Raw genomic sequence first — 18,002 nt, 5'->3', positions numbered from 1 at the left:
TTTCGCATGTTGTCTTTGATTGAACAAATTCGTACAGGCTCGCTTTGGGATTTCCCTGGTGGTGTGCATCCGGCAGAAAACAAAAAGCAGTCCAACAAAACTGAGCTCGTTCACGCGGCTATCCCATCAGAAATTGTATTACCGCTAAAACAGCACATTGGTAAGGCTGGTAACTTATTGGTTGCCGAAGGTGACCACGTATTAAAAGGTCAGCCATTAACGCAATCCGAAACTGGTTTTACCGTTCCAGTGCATGCTCCTACATCGGGTACGATCACCGCAATTGAGCCCAGAACCGTTGCTCACCCTTCAGGTCTGAGTGAACTCTGTGCGGTCATTACACCTGATGGTAACGATACATGGTGTGACAGAAAACCCGTCGCGGATTACAAACAAGAAACACCTGACGCTCTGATCGATATTATTCGTCTCGCAGGCATTTCTGGTATGGGTGGCGCAGGCTTCCCTACTGCAAAAAAAATCCAATCAGGTTTTGCTCGTACCGAGATTCTTATCGTTAATGCAGCAGAGTGCGAGCCATACATCACGTCTGATGACAAGCTCATGCAAGAACATGCCGAAGAGCTTATTCAAGGTATCGAAATTGTCGAACATATCCTGACACCAAAGCTCACGATTATTGGCATTGAAGACAACAAACCAGAGGCAATCAAAGCGTTAGAAGCTGCGGCTCTAAACAAAGATATCGTTATTCGCGTTATCCCGACTAAATACCCTTCTGGTGGCGAAAAACAGCTGATCAAAATTTTGACCAATAAAGAAGTACCAAGCGGCGCAATTCCAGCCGATATTGGTATTTTGGTTCAAAATGTCGGCTCTCTTTACTCAATCAAACGCGCAATCATCGATGGTGAACCGATGATAAAACGCGTGGTGACTCTCACCGGTAAAACATTCAAACAACCACGCAATGTTTGGGCATTATTAGGTACACCAGTACAGGCGTTATTGGATGAGTTTGGCTATAAAGCCGATAAGAAGTTACAACGTTTAATCATGGGTGGACCAATGATGGGCTTCACCCTTCCCCACTCTAAAGTGCCGATTACCAAGACAGCAAACTGTATCCTTGCTCCGACTCGTCGTGAGATCTCTCCGCACCAACATGAGATGGAATGTATTCGCTGTAGCCAATGTGCTGAAGCTTGCCCTGCTTCACTGCTACCTCAGCAACTGCAATGGCATGCAAAAGCTGAAGAGTATGACAAACTCGAAGAACTAAACTTAAAGGATTGTATCGAGTGCGGTGCTTGTGCGTTTGTGTGTCCAAGTGAAATTCCTCTAGTACAGTATTACCGCCAAGCAAAAGCGGAAATTCGCACCAGAACACAAGAAGCGGAAGCTGCGGAGCGAGCGAAGCTGCGTTTTGAAGAGAAGAAAGCGCGTATGGAACGCGAAAAAGCAGAACGTGAAAATCGCTTTAAGAAAGCAGCCGATCAGCGACGTAAAGACATGAAATCTTCTGGTGGTGATGATGCGATTGCAGCAGCGATCGCACGAGTGAAAGCTCAGAAGACAGAAACAACAGAAAAAGCAGAGCCAGCCGTTAAGCCTGCCGTCGCTGCAGCCATTGCCAAAGCGAAGGCAAAACAGGCCGCAGCCGCTAAAGCAGGCTCTAGTGAACCTGATAACTCAGAAATGGCAAAACTGCGCGAAGAACGCAAACGTCTAGCCCGCGAACGTAAAGCACAAAAAGAGCAAGGCGAAACGCCAGACAACAACGCTGATGATAAGAAATCGGCAGTTGCAGCAGCCATCGCCCGAGCTAAAGCGAAAAAAGCTCAACAAGAAGAACCAACCGAAACGTTAGAAGCTCAAGCACCTGCTGAGCAAACCGACGATCCGAAGAAAGCCGCGGTTGCTGCTGCCATTGCACGTGCCAAAGCACGTAAAGCGAAACAAGCAGACTCAACTGAAACTGAAGAAGCTGAAACGCCTACTGAGAAAACCGAAGATCCGAAGAAAGCCGCGGTTGCTGCTGCTATTGCTCGCGCTAAGGCTCGTAAAGCGAAACAAGCAGACTCAGCTGAAACGGTAGAAGCAGAAGCGCCTACTGAGCCAACCGACGATCCGAAGAAAGCCGCGGTTGCTGCTGCCATTGCGCGTGCCAAAGCGCGTAAAGCGAAACAAGCAGACTCAACTGAAACGGAAGAAACTGAAGCGCCTGCTGAGAAAGCTGAAGATCCGAAGAAAGCCGCGGTTGCAGCTGCCATTGCACGCGCTAAGGCTCGTAAAGCGAAACAAGCAGACTCAGCTGAAACGGTAGAAGCTGAAGCGCCTGCTGAGCAAGCTGAAGATCCGAAGAAAGCCGCGGTTGCTGCTGCCATTGCGCGTTCCAAAGCGCGTAAAGCTAAGCAAGAAGAACCAGCCGAAACGGTAGAAGCTGAAACGCCTGCTGAACAAGCTGAAGATCCGAAAAAAGCGGCTGTCGCTGCGGCTATTGCGCGTGCCAAAGCGCGTAAAGCTAAGCAAGAAGAACCAGCCGAAACGTTAGAAGCTGAAACGCCTGCTGAACAAACTGAAGATCCGAAAAAAGCGGCTGTCGCTGCTGCTATTGCGCGCGCGAAGGCTCGCAAAGCGCAGCAAGAAGCTAATAAAAATAATACTGAGGAGAACGAGTAGTGTCGTTTTTTATTGCCAGTTCACCGCATACCCACAGCCGTCGTAGTACACCTGACTTAATGAAATGGGTGGCACTTTGTGCTCTCCCAGGTTTAGCGGCTCAGACCTACTTCTTTGGGTGGGGAACGCTTATTCAGCTGATTTTTGCCATCGCAGTCGCTGTATCACTTGAAGCCTTAGTTATGGTCTTCCGTAAACGTTCGCCGATGCGAGCACTACGTGATAACAGTGCGATCGTTACCGCTTGGTTATTAGCCGTGGCTATCCCACCATGGTCTCCGTGGTGGATTATGGTGATCGGACTTATTTTCGCGATCGTAATCGCTAAACACCTATATGGTGGCCTTGGTCAAAACTTATTCAATCCTGCCATGGTCGCTTATGTGGTCTTGTTGATCTCATTCCCAGTGCAAATGACGAGTTGGAGTGCCCCGACGTCACTCATACCTGATCACGTAAATTTTGCAGATACACTCTCTTTAATTTTTACGGGCTATGATTACGACGGCTTATCGCTTCAGCAAGTTCGAACGGGGGTTGACGGCGTGACAATGGCGACGCCACTTGATGCATTTAAAACTGGTATTCATACAGGTGCAACCCCAAGCGAAGTACTGTCGCAGCCAATATTCGATGGCTTAGCTGGCATTGGTTGGCAATGGGTAAATCTTGCCTACTTACTTGGTGGTTTAGTGATGATCAAAAAACGCATCATCCAATGGTATATCCCCGTAGGTTTCCTAGTGAGCCTGACGCTATTTAGCCTCGTGTTCAGCTTACTGACCCCAGGGGAAACTGCGTCGCCAATCTTCCACTTGCTATCAGGTGCAACCATGCTTGGCGCATTCTTTATTGCAACCGATCCCGTGTCGGCGTCGACAACCGTTAAAGGACGTTTGATCTTTGGCGCGCTTATTGGTGCTTTGGTCTTTATCATTCGCAGTTGGGGAGGCTTCCCTGATGGTGTTGCATTCGCAGTGTTACTTGCAAATATGTGTGTGCCACTGATCGATTACTACACCAAACCTAGAACTTACGGTCACTGAGGTAAACATGTTAACCGCTATTAGAAAAAATGGTCTGACACTTGCGATCTTTGCCTGTGCAACAACCGGATTAGTCGCCTTTACTCAGTACCTAACAAAAGACCAAATCAAGATACAAGAACAACAACAATTGCTTTCTGTTTTGAATCAAGTCATTCCAGAAAACATGCATGACAACGCACTCACGCAAGCCTGCACTATGGTCACGTCACCAGAACTGGGGACATTACGTGCGATGCCAGCCTACCTCGCCACGAAGAATGGTGAACCGACAGCAATCGCAATAGAATCCATCGCGCCAGATGGCTACAATGGTGAGATAAAAGTTATTACTGGGATTGACAATCAGGGCAATATTTTGGGGACACGCGTCTTAAGCCATCAAGAAACCCCTGGCCTGGGCGATAAAATTGATCTTCGTGTCACCGACTGGATCCTGAGCTTTACGGGCAAACAAGTCACGGAAAGTAACTGGAACTCATGGAAAGTTCGTAAAGATGGTGGTGATTTCGATCAATTTACTGGTGCAACGATCACGCCTAGAGCCGTCGTAAAAGTGGTGCGAAATACCGTTAACTACGTAAACCAATCTCGTGAAGACATTCTTAGCCAGCCTTTGGGCTGTGAAGGAGAGCAGTAATGAATGAGAATAAATTGCTGATGAAAAACGGTATGTGGAGTAATAACCCTGCTCTCGTACAGCTGCTGGGTCTGTGTCCACTACTAGCGGTTTCTTCCACAATAACCAATGCCTTAGGTCTTGGTATTGCAACCTTACTAGTGCTGGTCGGCTCCAACGTCACGGTTTCTCTTATTCGTAATTACGTACCAAAAGAGATCCGCATTCCTGTATTCGTGATGATTATTGCCTCACTTGTTACCTGCGTTCAGTTATTGATGAATGCCTATGCGTATGGTTTATACCTGTCTCTTGGTATCTTTATTCCTCTGATTGTAACCAACTGCATCATTATTGGTCGAGCTGAAGCATACGCTTCAAAAAATGATGTTGCGCCTGCAGCATTAGACGGTTTATGGATGGGTCTTGGTATGACAAGCGTTTTGGTCGTGCTAGGTGCCATGCGTGAGTTAATTGGTAATGGTACGCTATTCGACGGGGCAGATCTGCTATTAGGAGACTGGGCATCCGCTCTCCGCATCCAAGTTTTCCAATTTGACAACAGCTTTTTGCTAGCGCTTCTTCCACCCGGTGCATTTATCGGTGTTGGTCTGTTGATAGCGCTTAAAAATGTCATCGATAATTCAGTCCAGGCACGTCAACCAAAAGAAGAAAAACCAACCATAGAACGTGCTCGCGTCACCAACGCATAACAAAATAAGGCTCTGTCATAGGAGCCTTTTTCATAAACCGCAGAGACGGTATTGGAAGTCAGCAATGAACAAAATAAAAAGAATCGAAATTCTTGAGCGATTACGAGAAAACAATCCGAATCCTCAAACTGAGCTTAACTGGAGCTCCCCTTTTGAGCTGCTAATCGCGGTATTATTATCAGCGCAAGCAACCGATGTAAGTGTCAATAAAGCCACCGACAAACTTTTCCCTGTCGCTAATACACCGCAAAGTATTCTCGATTTGGGAGTTGATGGCTTAAAAGAATACATAAAGACCATCGGTTTGTTTAACTCAAAGGCAGAAAACACTATCAAGACTTGTAAGATCTTGTTGGAAAAACACAATGGTGAAGTTCCTGAAGATCGTGCAGCGTTAGAAGCGCTACCAGGCGTAGGTCGCAAGACCGCAAACGTCGTGCTCAACACCGCTTTTGGTTGGCCAACCATTGCCGTCGATACGCACATTTATCGCGTGTCGAATCGTACTAAGTTTGCAATGGGCAAAACGGTTGATGATGTCGAGCAAAAGCTATTAAAAGTTGTGCCAAAAGAGTTCAAACTCGATGTGCACCACTGGCTCATTCTTCATGGCCGCTACACGTGCTTGGCGAGAAAGCCTCGCTGCGGTAGCTGCATTATTGAAGATTTGTGCGAATATAAAGAGAAAGTATATCCAGATAGCTAACGCTATTTGAAAATCAAAGCTAGGAGCAAAAAATGTCAAATGGTCGAATTCTCCACACTATGCTTCGCGTAGGTGATCTAGACAAATCCATCAAGTTTTACACTGAAGTTATGGGCATGCAGTTGCTTCGTACGAACGAGAATAAAGAGTACGAATACACACTGGCGTTTCTTGGCTACGGTGACGAATCCCAAGGTGCTGTGATCGAGCTAACTTACAACTGGGGTAAAACTGAATATGACCTAGGTACTGCTTTTGGTCATATCGCCATTGGTGTTGATGATATCTACACAACTTGCGACGCTATCAAAGCGGCGGGCGGTAATGTGACGCGTGAACCAGGTCCAGTAAAAGGCGGAAGCACGCACATTGCATTCGTAAAAGACCCAGATGGTTATATGATTGAGCTTATCCAAAACAAGCAAGCTTCAGCAGGTCTTGAAGGCTAAGCGGCACTTCTAATAATCACTTGTACTGCAAGTTGAACATCGATTACAGGCAGGTCTGCGATCTGCCTGTTCTTTTATAAACAAAACACTTTACTTGATAATAATTATCGTTTAGATTTATTCGCAACTTCGATATGCGGGATTACGATAATGATCAGTGAATGGGAAAAACACACACTTCTAGCCGATACGGCACTTCAACTAGATGACCCTGTTCGCAGCATTCTTCATTACCAGCAAGCCCTAAGCCTGAGTGAAGATATTAGCGAATGTGTGGAAATTGAAGCAGACGAGCGATTATTAATTTCTGTGATTTCTTGTCATAACTTAGCTCAGTTCTGGCGTTGGGCCGGAGACACTGACTATGAACTCAAATACCTTCAGCTGGCTTCAGAGAAAGTCTTAACACTCATCCCACAATGCCCAAATAAAGAATGTGCAAGCTTTATCGACTCAATAGGATGTTGCACTAAAGCATTAATAGACTTCATGAAACGTCACCCTAATCCGGCTATTGCCAAACAGGTTGAAAAAATCGATACCGCAACAAATTGCGAAGTCATTGCCAAATTCCGATTAAACTAACATCCAAATTATACAGCCGGAATCACCGAAAGGTACTTAGCAAAATCCCATTAAAATATTATTAACAACGTCAGTAAATTAAAAACGCCGAAGCTTTCAGCTTCGGCGTTTTTATATTCGTTACACTTGGGTTCGCCCGAGTGATATTACGACTCGGCGGTTTTTGTCTTTTCCTATTGGCGAGCCATTATCTGCAATAGGACGACGCTTGCCGTACCCTTGCACTTGAATTCGATCTTCCGGTAGCCCTAGAGACTGAAAATAATCACGAAGTGACTCTGCACGTCGCTCAGATAAACTTTGGCTCGCACTTTTGCCATCGGTTGAATCGGTGTACGTCGCCACCAGCACGAGATCGATATCTTGATTATGTCGGATATAATCTGCAATTTGTGATAAACGCTTTTTGGAAGCCTTGGTTAACTGATCACCTTGTCTTTCGTAGTGCAAAATCGTAAAGGCAATGTCTTCAAAACTGTATTTCAATAAATTGGAAATACAGTCGCTAAACGCGTTGTACTTATTTTGAAACAGCACGGATGACAATGCGACTTCAATTCTCTGATCTCGGCTCTGCCAATCCTGATAACTAAAGGTCGGATAACGCCCTTTTTCCAGCTCAGACAAAATGCCCCATGCTGTTTGCCCTCCGACATAACCATCAAACTGTTTAAAAAACTTTAGGTTTGTAATTCGATCGGCGTGTTCACCTGGTCGCCAAGGTGGCGGCATAGAAATGAGACTGACGTTACGTGTTTCTCCCATCGGACGACGCATTTTTAACTCAAAGTCTAAATTGATTTTTTTATTCGCACGAGATGAAAATACCGCATCTCCAAAACTTGGAATAGGGTGAACAAGTTGGCATTCTAACGGTGTGTTGACCACCATTTCCCATTGAGATTGCTGTGGAGTGGCAACATAACGTTTGCCCATCACAGCAAAACTGCTTGTGCTAAACAACGAAAATACAACGCCACTAGTAATCAGCCATTTCTTCATCTAAGTACTGTCTCTTAAACGGCAGTCTGTTGCCGTCAATTTGAATCAATAAAACCACTTCACCTGGCATGCAAAAACCTCGCCAACGTGCGAAATATCGTGATATTACAATTAACGTTAATCATGGTAACTCAATCACCCGAAATGCGATCGAGCGTATTGATGAGATGCAAAATAGAATTCCGTTTTTCTCCTAAATTGCGGTTTTTCTCGTCGGTATAATCTGCAATAATGCAGCCTTCGTCACACAAAAATAAGCCGACATGACAATAGAAAATGAAGCTCTGACCTTGAAAAAACGCTTTCGTGGTTATTTCCCTGTGGTAGTAGACGTTGAGACCGCAGGTTTCAATGCTCAAACTGATGCACTTTTAGAAATTTGCGCCGTTACGTTAAAAATGGACGAAGATGGCGTGTTGCATCCGGCATCCACCATTCATTTTCATGTTGAGCCATTTGAGGGCGCTAACTTAGAAAAAGAAGCGCTAGAATTCAATGGTATTCGTGACCCATATAGCCCTCTTCGTGGTGCAGTTTCTGAGCAAGAAGCGTTAAAAGAGATTTATAAGCTTATTCGCAAAGAACAAAAAGCCGCAGATTGCTCGCGCGCAATTATGGTTGCCCATAACGCAGCATTCGACTTAGGTTTTGTAAATGCAGCCAATGAGCGCTGTAAACTAAAAAGAGTCCCTTTTCATCCCTTTGCTACTTTTGACACGGCAACATTGAGTGGCCTTGCTTATGGTCAAACGGTTCTCGCGAAAGCATGCAAAACGGCCGGGATGGAATTCGATAATCGTGAAGCACACTCAGCGCTTTACGATACACAAAAAACAGCAGAATTATTCTGCGGCATTGTCAACAAATGGAAGGCCCTCGGCGGTTGGCCGCTTGTTGACGAAGAATAATAAGTAAACACAACATATTAGGAAAAGTATGAATCCTGTCGTTATATCAGTGTGCGTCATGCTCGTGTTAGCATTGATGCGCGTAAACGTGGTGGTTGCCCTCACGTTTAGTGCCATCGTTGGTGGCCTTGTCGCAGGCATGAGCCTTGGAGACACAGTTGCCGCGTTCGAAAGTGGTTTAGGTGGCGGTGCGACTATTGCTCTAAGCTACGCAATGTTAGGTACTTTCGCCGTTGCTATCTCTAAATCTGGCATCACGGACCTACTGGCAAAAAGTGTTATCAAGCGCTTAAATGGTAAAGAAAACTCGGCGTCAACTACCGGGTTAAAGTACGCGGTGTTAGTCGCGCTCGTTCTTGTCACTATGTCATCTCAGAACGTAATTCCGGTCCATATCGCCTTTATTCCAATTTTGATTCCACCTCTTTTGGGCGTATTCGCGAAACTTAAGCTCGATCGACGTTTGGTCGCGTGTGTTCTTACTTTTGGTTTGATCACACCTTACATGATCTTACCTGTTGGTTTCGGCGGTATTTTCTTAAACAACATTCTATTAAAGAACCTACATGACAACGGTTTGGAAAACGTGGTTGCAAGCCAAGTTCCAACGGCAATGTTACTGCCAGGTGCTGGTATGTTGTTTGGTCTATTGCTGGCGATCTTTGTTAGCTACCGTAAACCGCGCATCTACGAAGAAACGGAGTTGACTGTCGTTCACGAGACAGATCATGCTATCAATAAAAAGCACATCTTGGTGGCCGCTCTTGGCATTGTCGCCGCATTGGGTGTTCAGCTTTACACTGGCTCAATGATTATTGGTGCTCTAGCTGGCTTTATGGTGTTTACTTTTGGCGGTGTGATTGCTTGGAAAGAAACGCACGATGTCTTCACAAAAGGCGTGCATATGATGGCTATGATTGGTTTCATCATGATCGCTGCCGCAGGTTTTGCTGCGGTAATGAAGCAAACAGGTGGCGTTGAGACATTAGTACAGTCTCTCTCTACCAGCATTGGTGATAATAAGCCGCTTGCTGCGCTATTAATGCTAATTGTTGGTCTGTTGGTAACAATGGGTATCGGTTCATCGTTTTCAACCATTCCAATCTTGGCGACAATCTACGTTCCTCTCGCGTTGGCATTTGGTTTTTCGCCAATGGCAACAATCGCGCTAGTTGGTACTGCTGCCGCTTTGGGTGATGCTGGTTCTCCAGCGTCCGACTCTACGTTAGGCCCTACATCTGGTCTAAATGCCGACGGTCAGCATGAGCACATTTGGGAAACGGTTGTTCCAACCTTTATCCACTACAACATCCCACTGATCATCTTTGGTTGGATTGCTGCAATGGTGCTTTAGTACCGTTGTTTGATGGATATACTTAGTTACGAAAAAGCCGCTCATTGAGCGGCTTTTTGTTATTTGAAATCGCGATTATTGCGCTGGCATATTGTCAATAATACGCTCACGTATCAGTTTCAAGGTAGGCTCTGTTGACAGATAATCCACGGCAATCGGGAAATAAGCGTCGTTAATTTGAAGAACCAAGCTAGGGTAAGAATCCACGCCTAGGCTCTTTGCAAGACTCAGTTGATCTTGGAACACACCTTCTAAGAAAGAACCGTCCATATCGTTCTTGAACTGCTGAACATTCAAACCAATTTCTTTAGCTAGCTGCAAGTGAGTCGCTTCTTCATGAGGAGGCATCGCACGTAAGTAATACGCATGTTGAATCGCTTCTAGCATCTGCTCATAAGAATCTTGAAAGCCCGCTGCGATAACTGCGCGACAAGATTGGTAAGTGCTTCTTACTGGCGTACAAAGCTTCCAGAAATCGTAGTTAAACTTGGTGCCCAACTGACGCTCAATCTGCTTCCAAATACCTTCGAGTTTTTGTTGCATCTCTGGTGGCATCGGCAAACTAGTATCTGGCGCAAGACCACCCACCACATACTCAAACTGAATAACGCCTGGCAGTTGCTGTTTCAATTTATCAAGCGTCGGTTTGTAACCCCAACACCAACTGCACATTGGGTCATGCACGTAGTAAAGCTTTATATCCACTTTAATTTTTTAACCTATAAAATCAATTAGTTAAATGAAACAAGAATAATAAATGGCGATAAAGTGGCGACACATTTAAATCTTATTGCTTGGTTTCTGCTTAAGAGTTAACGAGTTTTGCTTGTAACCCTGATAACAATATAGGTCCAGCATTCACTCGTTCCCCTCTTCTTCATCAACACGTAAACAGCGGTTTTGTCCCGTTAACTGCACAGTGATTTTGACATCTGAGTTTAATTATACCGTCTCATAAATTGAAAAACTGCTTTATCTTAATAATTCGCTCTAAAGCCTTATAGAGTAAGGCTCTATGCCCTCTTAATCAGATCTTATCTTCGCTCACCTGATCATCTACATTTCTCACAAAATTCTGAACAATACTTATTTTTCATGCACTTACAAAAGTCACTTTGATCTTTCCAGATCATTAAAATTGGAATTTACTGAAAATATTTTCAATCTTTGAAATTTTCAAAACACTCTCAGTCTAGGCTCTAAGTAGCTCTATTCTCTCGCAAGCCCCGCTATATATATGGTTTCCCACGAGACACTCGAGGAACTCTCCCCACTAAATTTCAGTACACAAAAACTGAAAAAAAACTGTTCGAAAAACCTCGCAGGCGGGTGAGGAGAGTGCGGATTTTGTCATCCGCTCAGTGTATTCCGTGAGTCTATAGCTCTTCCCCGCGACGTATAGACTTCGTCCTGACTTAAACATAAAAAAACGCAGCCATATGGCTGCGTTGGTTGTAAGCTCTTACTACTGGGAGCGTCGTGACTCTTGACCGTCAGAAGTAAAGGGGAATTCAAAGCAAGAGAGAGTGTAAAGCCCTCAGCCGTAATGTCTCTCTCGATGACAGTTAGGACAAAGAGCAACTGCATTTTCAACAGTATCATCACCACCTTTAGCCAAAGCTATGTTGTGATGAACTTCGAGGTATGGTTCATTAGAAGTTCTTTTAATAAAAGGCGCTTTGGTACCACAGCCTTCACATATTCCCTTTGCTCGAAGAAGTACTTCTGCAACAACATCTGGGTTTCGATCGTAAACTACAGTTGTCACAACTCTTACTCTAGGCTTTTTAGGCGCTTTGCTAAGACGTTTCTTTCGTCTCTCTGAGGAGTCGTCCACTGAATCACGAACAGAGGCTTCAAAATGCTCAATATGCTCCTGCTGAGAATATATCGTAGACTCTCCAAATTTCTCTAGTTGAAACCATTTTTCGCCATTATCGTTAAAGTGCTTGATGTATTTGAATTGTCCTTTATAAGCAAACTTCTTTTGCTTATCATTTTGTCTAACAAAAACATGGATTGGTACATTTTGGGAGTTAATAATTGCAAAATTATCGCTGTATGACTCTTTAAAAACACCTTGAATACTCTTCATGTAATACTTAAGGAGCTTTCCAGGAATCAGCCACTCATTTAGGTACTTCCCGCCATTTAAGGTTACCTTGATAGCGATAGCATGCAATTCATCATTCACTTTATGTAACTGTATCCCTCCGCTTCGAGTGTCATACTGGCCGGTAATAGATAGGACTTCACGCCATGAATAATCTTGGTTCTCAATGAAGTCTGAAAAATCGGACACATCAAGTAACCCTGAGGAAAAGCGACTTTCAAACTCAGGAATAATGTCTTCATAAGTTCTTAATCCGGCCAGTTCCAACGCAACTACATTCTCGTCTTTTGTTTTAGTTGTACTAAGTAGGTACCTATAAACATCACCAACTCGTTTGAAGTTAGATACCCAAGGTATCTGGTTTTTCGTAATATCTTTTACTCTTTGAGAGACTAAATTCGATTCAATTGCTGGCTTAAGCACTTTATTAATAACAAAACTTTTTGCTTCTTCTATTTCTTTTTTCACGACTTCTGCCTTTATTATGATTACTTTTCACGATGCTATTAAGTTACGTATTCCGAATATGGTTCAGCTCTTAGGTTATTGTACAACTTAATAAAATTACAAAAATAGAGTCAAGCTATGAGGTGAATAAGTTAGTTGCTAGTCGCTCTAAGGCAACATGGTCCTGTAGTACTTTTAACTACTCTACAAATTTTTCCTCAGTATATTGGAGAGCTAGCTCACTTGTGTTATTTGATCGAGTCTTCCCTTCAACTTCTCACTATCCTCCCCATGACCAGTAATATCATTCGCTTGCACTGGTGTTTTGGTGCTTGCTCGTCCTGGTGCTACACCGCTGTGTGTATGCGTTGCTAAAGTGTCGGCCAATTCTTTAACCACCTGCATTAGCTCCGATAAAAGAATCAACACATTCTCTTGCTTAGAGCCTATCCAAGTCTTAGGTGATTGCAGCCATTGGTGCTCAGCGGCAATACTTCGGCGAAATTTTCCGATGGTCTCAATCAGTTCGCCAGCGGTAGCCGTTTGCATGTTACCCAAGCTTCCTAACACCAGATCATCTCCTGACAACAAATTAATAGCGCCAAGCGCTTCAATAAGCTTCTTACCATTCACTTCTTCAGTACTGTGCTCATTTACAAAAAGCTGATGCTGGCCAAACTCACCTTTATACCGTTCAAATTGGTCTAACTTATCAAACGCTCTCTGATTTTGAGTTTGGTCAGTCTGCAGTGTTGTATTTCCTACGGCATCGACTCGATAACTCACTTCTTCACGTTGCTGTTGTAGTTGTTCACCAGGCTCTATTGAGGGAAGCGCATATTCACGTCCATAAACGCCACGTATGATGGGTCTATCGCTTCGACCATAAGCGAAAGCAATTTCAACCAATGTCCCTTCTAATGGATACGCTAACAATCCGGACTCATGTCCGCTCATGTTAACCGGCAGTGGAATCGAGCGATAAACCGGTACGTTACTATCTGGTTGCAAATTCTCATCTAGAACTTGCACATCAACAGAGAGTCTTGGCCGAAATGGATCAGATATTTTACCCACCGTCGCACTGTCTCTGACCGATTCGACTCGCCCGAACTTTGGCAAGTGAAAGCCTGCTGCTAACTCAGGAAAATGCTGTAGTGTTTCTCGCTTTTTAGGTATGACTTCAGACTGCTCAGCTTTCCAATATGCGGTCATATCATCCTGTATTAAGTCAACCCGATTGACTCGCTTACCATTCACAACACGACCTGGTCTAAGCATAGGAAACGGAACAAAGGTGACACTGTTACCATTTTGACGACTCGTAAACTCTTCAGGTAGTGGCATTGGTTTGCCGTTGAAATGGCTATCTTGATAGGAGCCAAAGTAAACTACCTGGTCAGTATGTTGAAACCAAACACAGTCAGGAATAGAAAAAGCCTTAGCGACCTGATCTAAACATTGATAACCCGTTCCCTGGCAAACAAAGTTTGGGATCGCGGTCTTCATGTATTCTTTATTAGGCAGATTAAACTCGAGACCAGTAAGGTGAGAGAGCGCATCAATAACCTGCTCGGCATTTGGATGCTCTAAACTGAGAGACCAACGTTTACTCAAAATACCTGTCAGTTCTTTTACTGTGATTTTTTGGTAGCCATTAACTGTAGATTGGATTTTATCAACATAGCCCTCAAACCAAGGCGACGTTTTGTTTTCATATCCAATATCAAAACGCACCGGCTCGAATAATTTCAGGGGTTGTGTTGCTTCAATTTCAAAGATGGCCACACTACCCAAAGAAAGCTTTAAGCTCACCATGTTACTTGCCAATTTGACTTCTTCGCCGCTTATATACAAGCGCTTCTCTAACTTCATTGAGTCGCCTCCTCTGCGGTGATGAGTGCCTGTTTCAACCGAGTATTCTCTCGCTGCTCTGGCTTGCTTTGCGCTTTAATCCGCTGCTCTTTTTGCTCGGCGACACTGTTGTACTCCCGAAGCTCAAAAGAAACATTCCAAGCCTGTAGAGTTTCATGTTCTCTTGCTTGAATACGTCCAGTGAACTTCACATTGCGAATTTTAAGTGCAAGCGCAATGTCATTGCCGATTCGATAAATACGTCTAGCATTCGCCTCATCTTTGTCCGAAGCAAACGCATAAAGTTGGGTCAGTGTTTCTATACGAATGAATGGAACACGACCACTAAAGGTAAGCTTTTTGCCTTTGTCACCTTGCTCTGCCACCTCAGTACCAGAAGATTGCCCACTCATGTCCTGGTCTTTAAACTCCATGGACATTTCAACGGTCATCGAGTCTAAGCTAATTGGCACACCATCTAGAGCTAGCATAATAGCTCCTCAAAAAACGTCATAGGTTCATAGCTAAGCAATAAGCTTGCTAATGTAAATTGATAATTGTTGGGCGTTCCCGCTTGATTAAGTCGTGTTGCTATACTTTCCGCATTGCCCTCCACGGAGAACGCATAGATACTTCCTTTTAAGTTCTTCAGGGCGTTGAGCTGAGCCTTGATTTCTTCCATCTTTTTATTGCGTTTCGCTGCCAGTAACTGCAACTTGTCAATTACGTGATGGTCATCGTCTGCTAATGACTCTAGCGTAGCTACTTGGGCACCTTGCCAATGTAAAGCATCATGTAACGGATTAGCGTTGAGTAAAGCCATCGGCTTAAAGCGTGGTAGAGCGATCGCCGCAGGTTGATGGAACTTATCAACGTCATTGGTATTTAAAGCATGACTTTGCCTAGCTACTTGGCACCACTCAGGCATTGGAAACAATGATGTAAGCTCAATGAGCTGCCGAGAGAATTGATTCAATTGAGAGGCCGTTACCATTATCGCAATACCGTGAAGATGGCCATTTGGTCGGTGCCTATCAGCGTAATCCCGCAGCTTATTAGATAGCGTTTTAATTGCAGTACTAGGATTGAGGTAACACCCCGAGTCCAAACGGGTCCCCACTTGAAACTGATATGGCGACACTGTAAGTACGGTTCCTGAGACAAGTAAGGATTGAAGTTCACTACGCAGCTTAAGCAAAGCGCTCGCCTCTTCACTTAAAGAGTGACGCCCGTAATTGGCGTCACTTGTATGGCTGGTTAACCGGTTAATCGCCTCATTCATTGCGGCGCCGACTGCGTCTGTCACGCACTCAGCCTTGGTTTGAATGTTCTGCGAGTAACTTGGCCAATTTAATTGGGAAAGCTGCCACATCATAAACTATCTTCACTCATCAAAGAGTTATTAGTAGGTCGTTGAGGCCTCTCCACCATTGAAACAACATTATCTTTCACGTAATTACGCAGATCTCGACGGTAGACTCTCCAGTGCTCTATAGTTGCGCTTGCACGTGCGTCCGCATCTTCATGTAGTACTATCTGCCTATCTGCAAATAGCATTTCTTGTTCTACCCATAAATTTTCTTTCTCTGCAAAAATCTGAGCTTCTTCGTTAGGTGTATATTGGGGCTCTATATAACTTGAAATAGAGCCAAACTCCCCCTCTAGTGCTCTTCGATGCGCATCACGGCCATACTCCATGCAATCATTAGGGGACATAATAAAATCAACCCACTGTTGGCCAAATTTTGGGACACATTGCACCTGAGCGTGAATTGTCGTCTTATCGTGCGACGTATATTGTAAATTTCTTGCTGTTGTTATTTTCATCATAGTATTCGCTCATAATCCGCTGTAGCAGAAGCTGAAAGAGAGACAACCCCTCCTCTTTTCGCCCAAGTACCCGCTAATACTCTACCTTTCCCACCTCTAGGGTTTTGGTCACACCAGAAAATATTACCTCCCCATTGCGCATCCGTATTTATAGCCAATACAGCACGTGAGTTAACCTTTGTGTGAATAGTTGAGAATGCTTTCAATACTGTCCCAATCGGATAGTCCAGGTGATTAGGGTTGGTGCCCGTATAGACCTTAGGAGGGATTGAGTCACCGATATTCACTTTTTTATTCAGAGCGTTTTGTAATCCTGACACCGTAGAAATCGCTTGAGTGCCAGTATGATTAGCTCGGTTCTTTAAATGTGCATCTGTTTGATTTTTCGTAGCTTGAGTGGCAACTCCATCGAGCTTTTTCTTATCTGCTGCCGTCATTACCCCGGCATGAGATGCCGTCACCGCACTTAAAACCGCATCTTTACCCGTAGAACTCTTGATCGTTTGAGTTGTGGCGTTGCGAGATGCCGTCAAGTTAGTTGCGATATTCGCTTGCGCTCCAGCTTGTATGCCATCCAGCTTCTTCTTATCTGCTGCGGTCATCACCCCGGCGCTCGATGTTGTTGCGGCACTTAAAGTGGCATCTTTACCCGTAGAGCTATTAACCGTTTGAGAATTGGCGTTGCGAGACACGCTCAAGTTAGTTGCTACATTGACTTGAGCCCCACTCTGAATCCCGTCTAATTTTTTCTTATCGCTTGCACTCATCCAACCGGAGGCTGTTTTAGTGGCATTCTTCACATTCTTATTAATGTATGACGCGACAGACTGAAAAACTCGTTTTGCACTCCATAGACTACGGTGTTCATCCTCACCAGCTTCAGCTTGTTGCTGAGTGATAACATCCCACACGCGCCAATCAGTAACATTGCCATGGGAATCAATGCCAGCAAGTCGGGCGATGTAATGTTGTTGACCGTTTTCATCAACGTAATTATTGAGTTCCTTTTTTGAGCTTTTTATTGTCGCTATGTTTTCCCAACGAGAGAGTGCGCTGCCTTGGCGTACCACGTCTAAGTACAAGCCGCAGGGAACGCCATCACTGACCATCACCTCTTTTTTTGACAGCTCAACACGTAACCCTGAGACATAAACAACTCCGGGACTAACAACAAACGTGTTTGACTTTCCTTTAGCGACGACCGAGCAGCCACGAACAAAGGCCGAATGGCCATAATGGTCAAGATTCGCCAAACGTAAATCATCATCAATGCCCATTAAGCGCGCATGAAAATCTATCTGCCAAGTTCCTGGATCAACATGAATATTTGCTATCGCTGCAGCGCCACTGTACTCCTGCGCGACGGACTTAATAGTGGTCATGTTTTCTTCTTTAGTTTCCGTGTTCTTATACACGATCAAGCCACAGGAGTTCTCAACATGCTTGTCATGGAGGTAAATCGCATTGAACTTAAAACTCGGTGTGGTTGACTGAAGAATGACGGAATACACCAACGTATTACTATTAAGTCGCGCAGCCTGGTCTACTTTCTGACGATGCACGATATACGCTTCACTAGGCAGGCCTAGGGCACGGTCAATCGGTGATTCAGCGTCTAAGTTAGGAATATGAGCAAACACAAACTCGTTCATGTCTGTCGTACTACCCGCTGTAATTTTATCCACTAAATAGCGCTCAAACTGAGCAGGGATAATGGTTTGGCTCATACTGTA

Annotated in this window: 17 protein-coding genes; 9 read left to right on the top strand and 8 right to left on the bottom strand. The window is 44.5% G+C overall.

What is annotated here, in order from left to right; translation table 11 throughout:
• Nucleotides 1–6: 6 nt before the first annotated feature.
• The 7 genes from rsxC to FKN08_RS02260 all read left to right on the top strand — a co-directional run bounded on the left by rsxC (nt 7) and on the right by FKN08_RS02260 (nt 6,761).
• Nucleotides 7–2,643 (top strand): electron transport complex subunit RsxC, encoded by a 2,637-nt coding sequence (gene rsxC, locus FKN08_RS02290; protein WP_170891232.1) that lies wholly within the window; start codon nt 7–9, stop codon nt 2,641–2,643.
• Entirely contained in the window at nt 2,643–3,689 is a 1,047-nt protein-coding gene (gene rsxD, locus FKN08_RS02285; protein WP_065646477.1) for an electron transport complex subunit RsxD, read from the top strand. The genes rsxC and rsxD overlap by 1 nt, the downstream gene beginning before the upstream one ends.
• 7 nt (nt 3,690–3,696) lie before the next feature.
• Nucleotides 3,697–4,329, top strand: a complete 633-nt coding sequence (gene rsxG, locus FKN08_RS02280) for an electron transport complex subunit RsxG (RefSeq protein WP_006743364.1) — start codon at nt 3,697–3,699, stop codon at nt 4,327–4,329.
• Nucleotides 4,329–5,021, top strand: a complete 693-nt coding sequence (locus FKN08_RS02275; RefSeq protein ID WP_054867993.1) for an electron transport complex subunit E — start codon at nt 4,329–4,331, stop codon at nt 5,019–5,021. Before rsxG ends, FKN08_RS02275 begins: the two co-directional genes overlap by 1 nt.
• Before the next feature lie 64 nt (nt 5,022–5,085).
• A complete protein-coding gene (gene nth, locus FKN08_RS02270) occupies nt 5,086–5,727 on the top strand; it encodes an endonuclease III (RefSeq protein ID WP_042522463.1) in 642 nt (213 codons plus the stop codon).
• A 32-nt stretch (nt 5,728–5,759) separates the two neighbouring features.
• Nucleotides 5,760–6,176: a lactoylglutathione lyase gene (gene gloA, locus FKN08_RS02265; RefSeq protein ID WP_005380739.1), complete on the top strand. Its 417-nt coding sequence runs from the start codon at nt 5,760–5,762 to the stop codon at nt 6,174–6,176.
• 150 nt (nt 6,177–6,326) lie between these two features.
• On the top strand, nt 6,327–6,761 hold the full coding sequence (locus tag FKN08_RS02260) for a DUF2753 domain-containing protein (protein WP_005384886.1): 435 nt from the start codon (nt 6,327–6,329) through the stop codon (nt 6,759–6,761).
• Between the two features lie 120 nt (nt 6,762–6,881).
• Here the strand turns inward: FKN08_RS02260 and FKN08_RS02255 are convergent, their stop codons facing one another.
• Nucleotides 6,882–7,763, bottom strand: a complete 882-nt coding sequence (locus tag FKN08_RS02255; RefSeq protein ID WP_012841571.1) for an OmpA family protein — start codon at nt 7,761–7,763, stop codon at nt 6,882–6,884.
• 263 nt (nt 7,764–8,026) lie between these two features.
• Between FKN08_RS02255 and rnt the strand changes: the two genes are divergently transcribed.
• Nucleotides 8,027–8,671, top strand: coding sequence for a ribonuclease T (gene rnt / locus FKN08_RS02250; protein ID WP_012841569.1), 645 nt, complete (start codon nt 8,027–8,029; stop codon nt 8,669–8,671).
• Nucleotides 8,672–8,699: 28 nt separating this feature from the next.
• Complete coding sequence (locus FKN08_RS02245; protein ID WP_005396535.1) at nt 8,700–10,025, top strand: Na+/H+ antiporter family protein; 1,326 nt, start codon at nt 8,700–8,702, stop codon at nt 10,023–10,025.
• A 75-nt stretch (nt 10,026–10,100) separates the two neighbouring features.
• Here FKN08_RS02245 and FKN08_RS02240 read toward each other — a convergent pair whose 3' ends face one another.
• The 7 genes from FKN08_RS02240 to FKN08_RS02210 all read right to left on the bottom strand — a co-directional run bounded on the left by FKN08_RS02240 (nt 10,101) and on the right by FKN08_RS02210 (nt 17,996).
• Nucleotides 10,101–10,730 (bottom strand): DsbA family protein, encoded by a 630-nt coding sequence (locus FKN08_RS02240; protein ID WP_047010070.1) that lies wholly within the window; start codon nt 10,728–10,730, stop codon nt 10,101–10,103.
• 832 nt (nt 10,731–11,562) lie between these two features.
• A complete protein-coding gene (locus FKN08_RS23660; RefSeq protein WP_170891230.1) occupies nt 11,563–12,606 on the bottom strand; it encodes an HNH endonuclease signature motif containing protein in 1,044 nt (347 codons plus the stop codon).
• 213 nt (nt 12,607–12,819) lie between these two features.
• Nucleotides 12,820–14,460 (bottom strand): hypothetical protein, encoded by a 1,641-nt coding sequence (locus FKN08_RS02230; RefSeq protein ID WP_170891228.1) that lies wholly within the window; start codon nt 14,458–14,460, stop codon nt 12,820–12,822.
• Entirely contained in the window at nt 14,457–14,930 is a 474-nt protein-coding gene (locus FKN08_RS02225) for a DNA-binding protein (RefSeq protein ID WP_170891226.1), read from the bottom strand. Before FKN08_RS02225 ends, FKN08_RS02230 begins: the two co-directional genes overlap by 4 nt.
• Nucleotides 14,924–15,814, bottom strand: coding sequence for a hypothetical protein (locus FKN08_RS02220; RefSeq protein ID WP_170891223.1), 891 nt, complete (start codon nt 15,812–15,814; stop codon nt 14,924–14,926). Before FKN08_RS02220 ends, FKN08_RS02225 begins: the two co-directional genes overlap by 7 nt.
• Nucleotides 15,811–16,269: a hypothetical protein gene (locus FKN08_RS02215; RefSeq protein ID WP_170891221.1), complete on the bottom strand. Its 459-nt coding sequence runs from the start codon at nt 16,267–16,269 to the stop codon at nt 15,811–15,813. Before FKN08_RS02215 ends, FKN08_RS02220 begins: the two co-directional genes overlap by 4 nt.
• On the bottom strand, nt 16,266–17,996 hold the full coding sequence (locus FKN08_RS02210) for a phage tail protein (RefSeq protein WP_170891219.1): 1,731 nt from the start codon (nt 17,994–17,996) through the stop codon (nt 16,266–16,268). The genes FKN08_RS02215 and FKN08_RS02210 overlap by 4 nt, the downstream gene beginning before the upstream one ends.
• Nucleotides 17,997–18,002 lie beyond the last annotated feature (6 nt).

It is taken from the genome of Vibrio sp. 1-2 (7-a) (assembly GCF_013048515.1).
Taxonomy (GTDB): Bacteria; Pseudomonadota; Gammaproteobacteria; order Enterobacterales; family Vibrionaceae; genus Vibrio; species Vibrio diabolicus.
The sequence above is the reverse complement of the archived record's forward strand: the minus strand, read 5'-3'. Positions and strand labels throughout refer to the sequence as shown.

What these genes read in the sequence shown, in the direction of transcription:
- rsxG (WP_006743364.1), top strand. Translation starts at nt 3,697, where the DNA reads ATGTTAACCGCTATTAGAAAAAATGGTCTGACACTTGCGATCTTTGCC.
- rnt (WP_012841569.1), top strand. Translation starts at nt 8,027, where the DNA reads ATGACAATAGAAAATGAAGCTCTGACCTTGAAAAAACGCTTTCGTGGT.
- FKN08_RS02255 (WP_012841571.1), bottom strand. Translation starts at nt 7,763, where the DNA reads ATGAAGAAATGGCTGATTACTAGTGGCGTTGTATTTTCGTTGTTTAGC.
- rsxC (WP_170891232.1), top strand. Translation starts at nt 7, where the DNA reads ATGTTGTCTTTGATTGAACAAATTCGTACAGGCTCGCTTTGGGATTTC.
- nth (WP_042522463.1), top strand. Translation starts at nt 5,086, where the DNA reads ATGAACAAAATAAAAAGAATCGAAATTCTTGAGCGATTACGAGAAAAC.
- FKN08_RS02260 (WP_005384886.1), top strand. Translation starts at nt 6,327, where the DNA reads ATGATCAGTGAATGGGAAAAACACACACTTCTAGCCGATACGGCACTT.
- FKN08_RS02275 (WP_054867993.1), top strand. Translation starts at nt 4,329, where the DNA reads ATGAATGAGAATAAATTGCTGATGAAAAACGGTATGTGGAGTAATAAC.
- gloA (WP_005380739.1), top strand. Translation starts at nt 5,760, where the DNA reads ATGTCAAATGGTCGAATTCTCCACACTATGCTTCGCGTAGGTGATCTA.
- FKN08_RS02225 (WP_170891226.1), bottom strand. Translation starts at nt 14,930, where the DNA reads ATGCTAGCTCTAGATGGTGTGCCAATTAGCTTAGACTCGATGACCGTT.
- FKN08_RS02220 (WP_170891223.1), bottom strand. Translation starts at nt 15,814, where the DNA reads ATGATGTGGCAGCTTTCCCAATTAAATTGGCCAAGTTACTCGCAGAAC.
- FKN08_RS02210 (WP_170891219.1), bottom strand. Translation starts at nt 17,996, where the DNA reads ATGAGCCAAACCATTATCCCTGCTCAGTTTGAGCGCTATTTAGTGGAT.
- FKN08_RS02245 (WP_005396535.1), top strand. Translation starts at nt 8,700, where the DNA reads ATGAATCCTGTCGTTATATCAGTGTGCGTCATGCTCGTGTTAGCATTG.
- FKN08_RS02230 (WP_170891228.1), bottom strand. Translation starts at nt 14,460, where the DNA reads ATGAAGTTAGAGAAGCGCTTGTATATAAGCGGCGAAGAAGTCAAATTG.
- FKN08_RS02215 (WP_170891221.1), bottom strand. Translation starts at nt 16,269, where the DNA reads ATGATGAAAATAACAACAGCAAGAAATTTACAATATACGTCGCACGAT.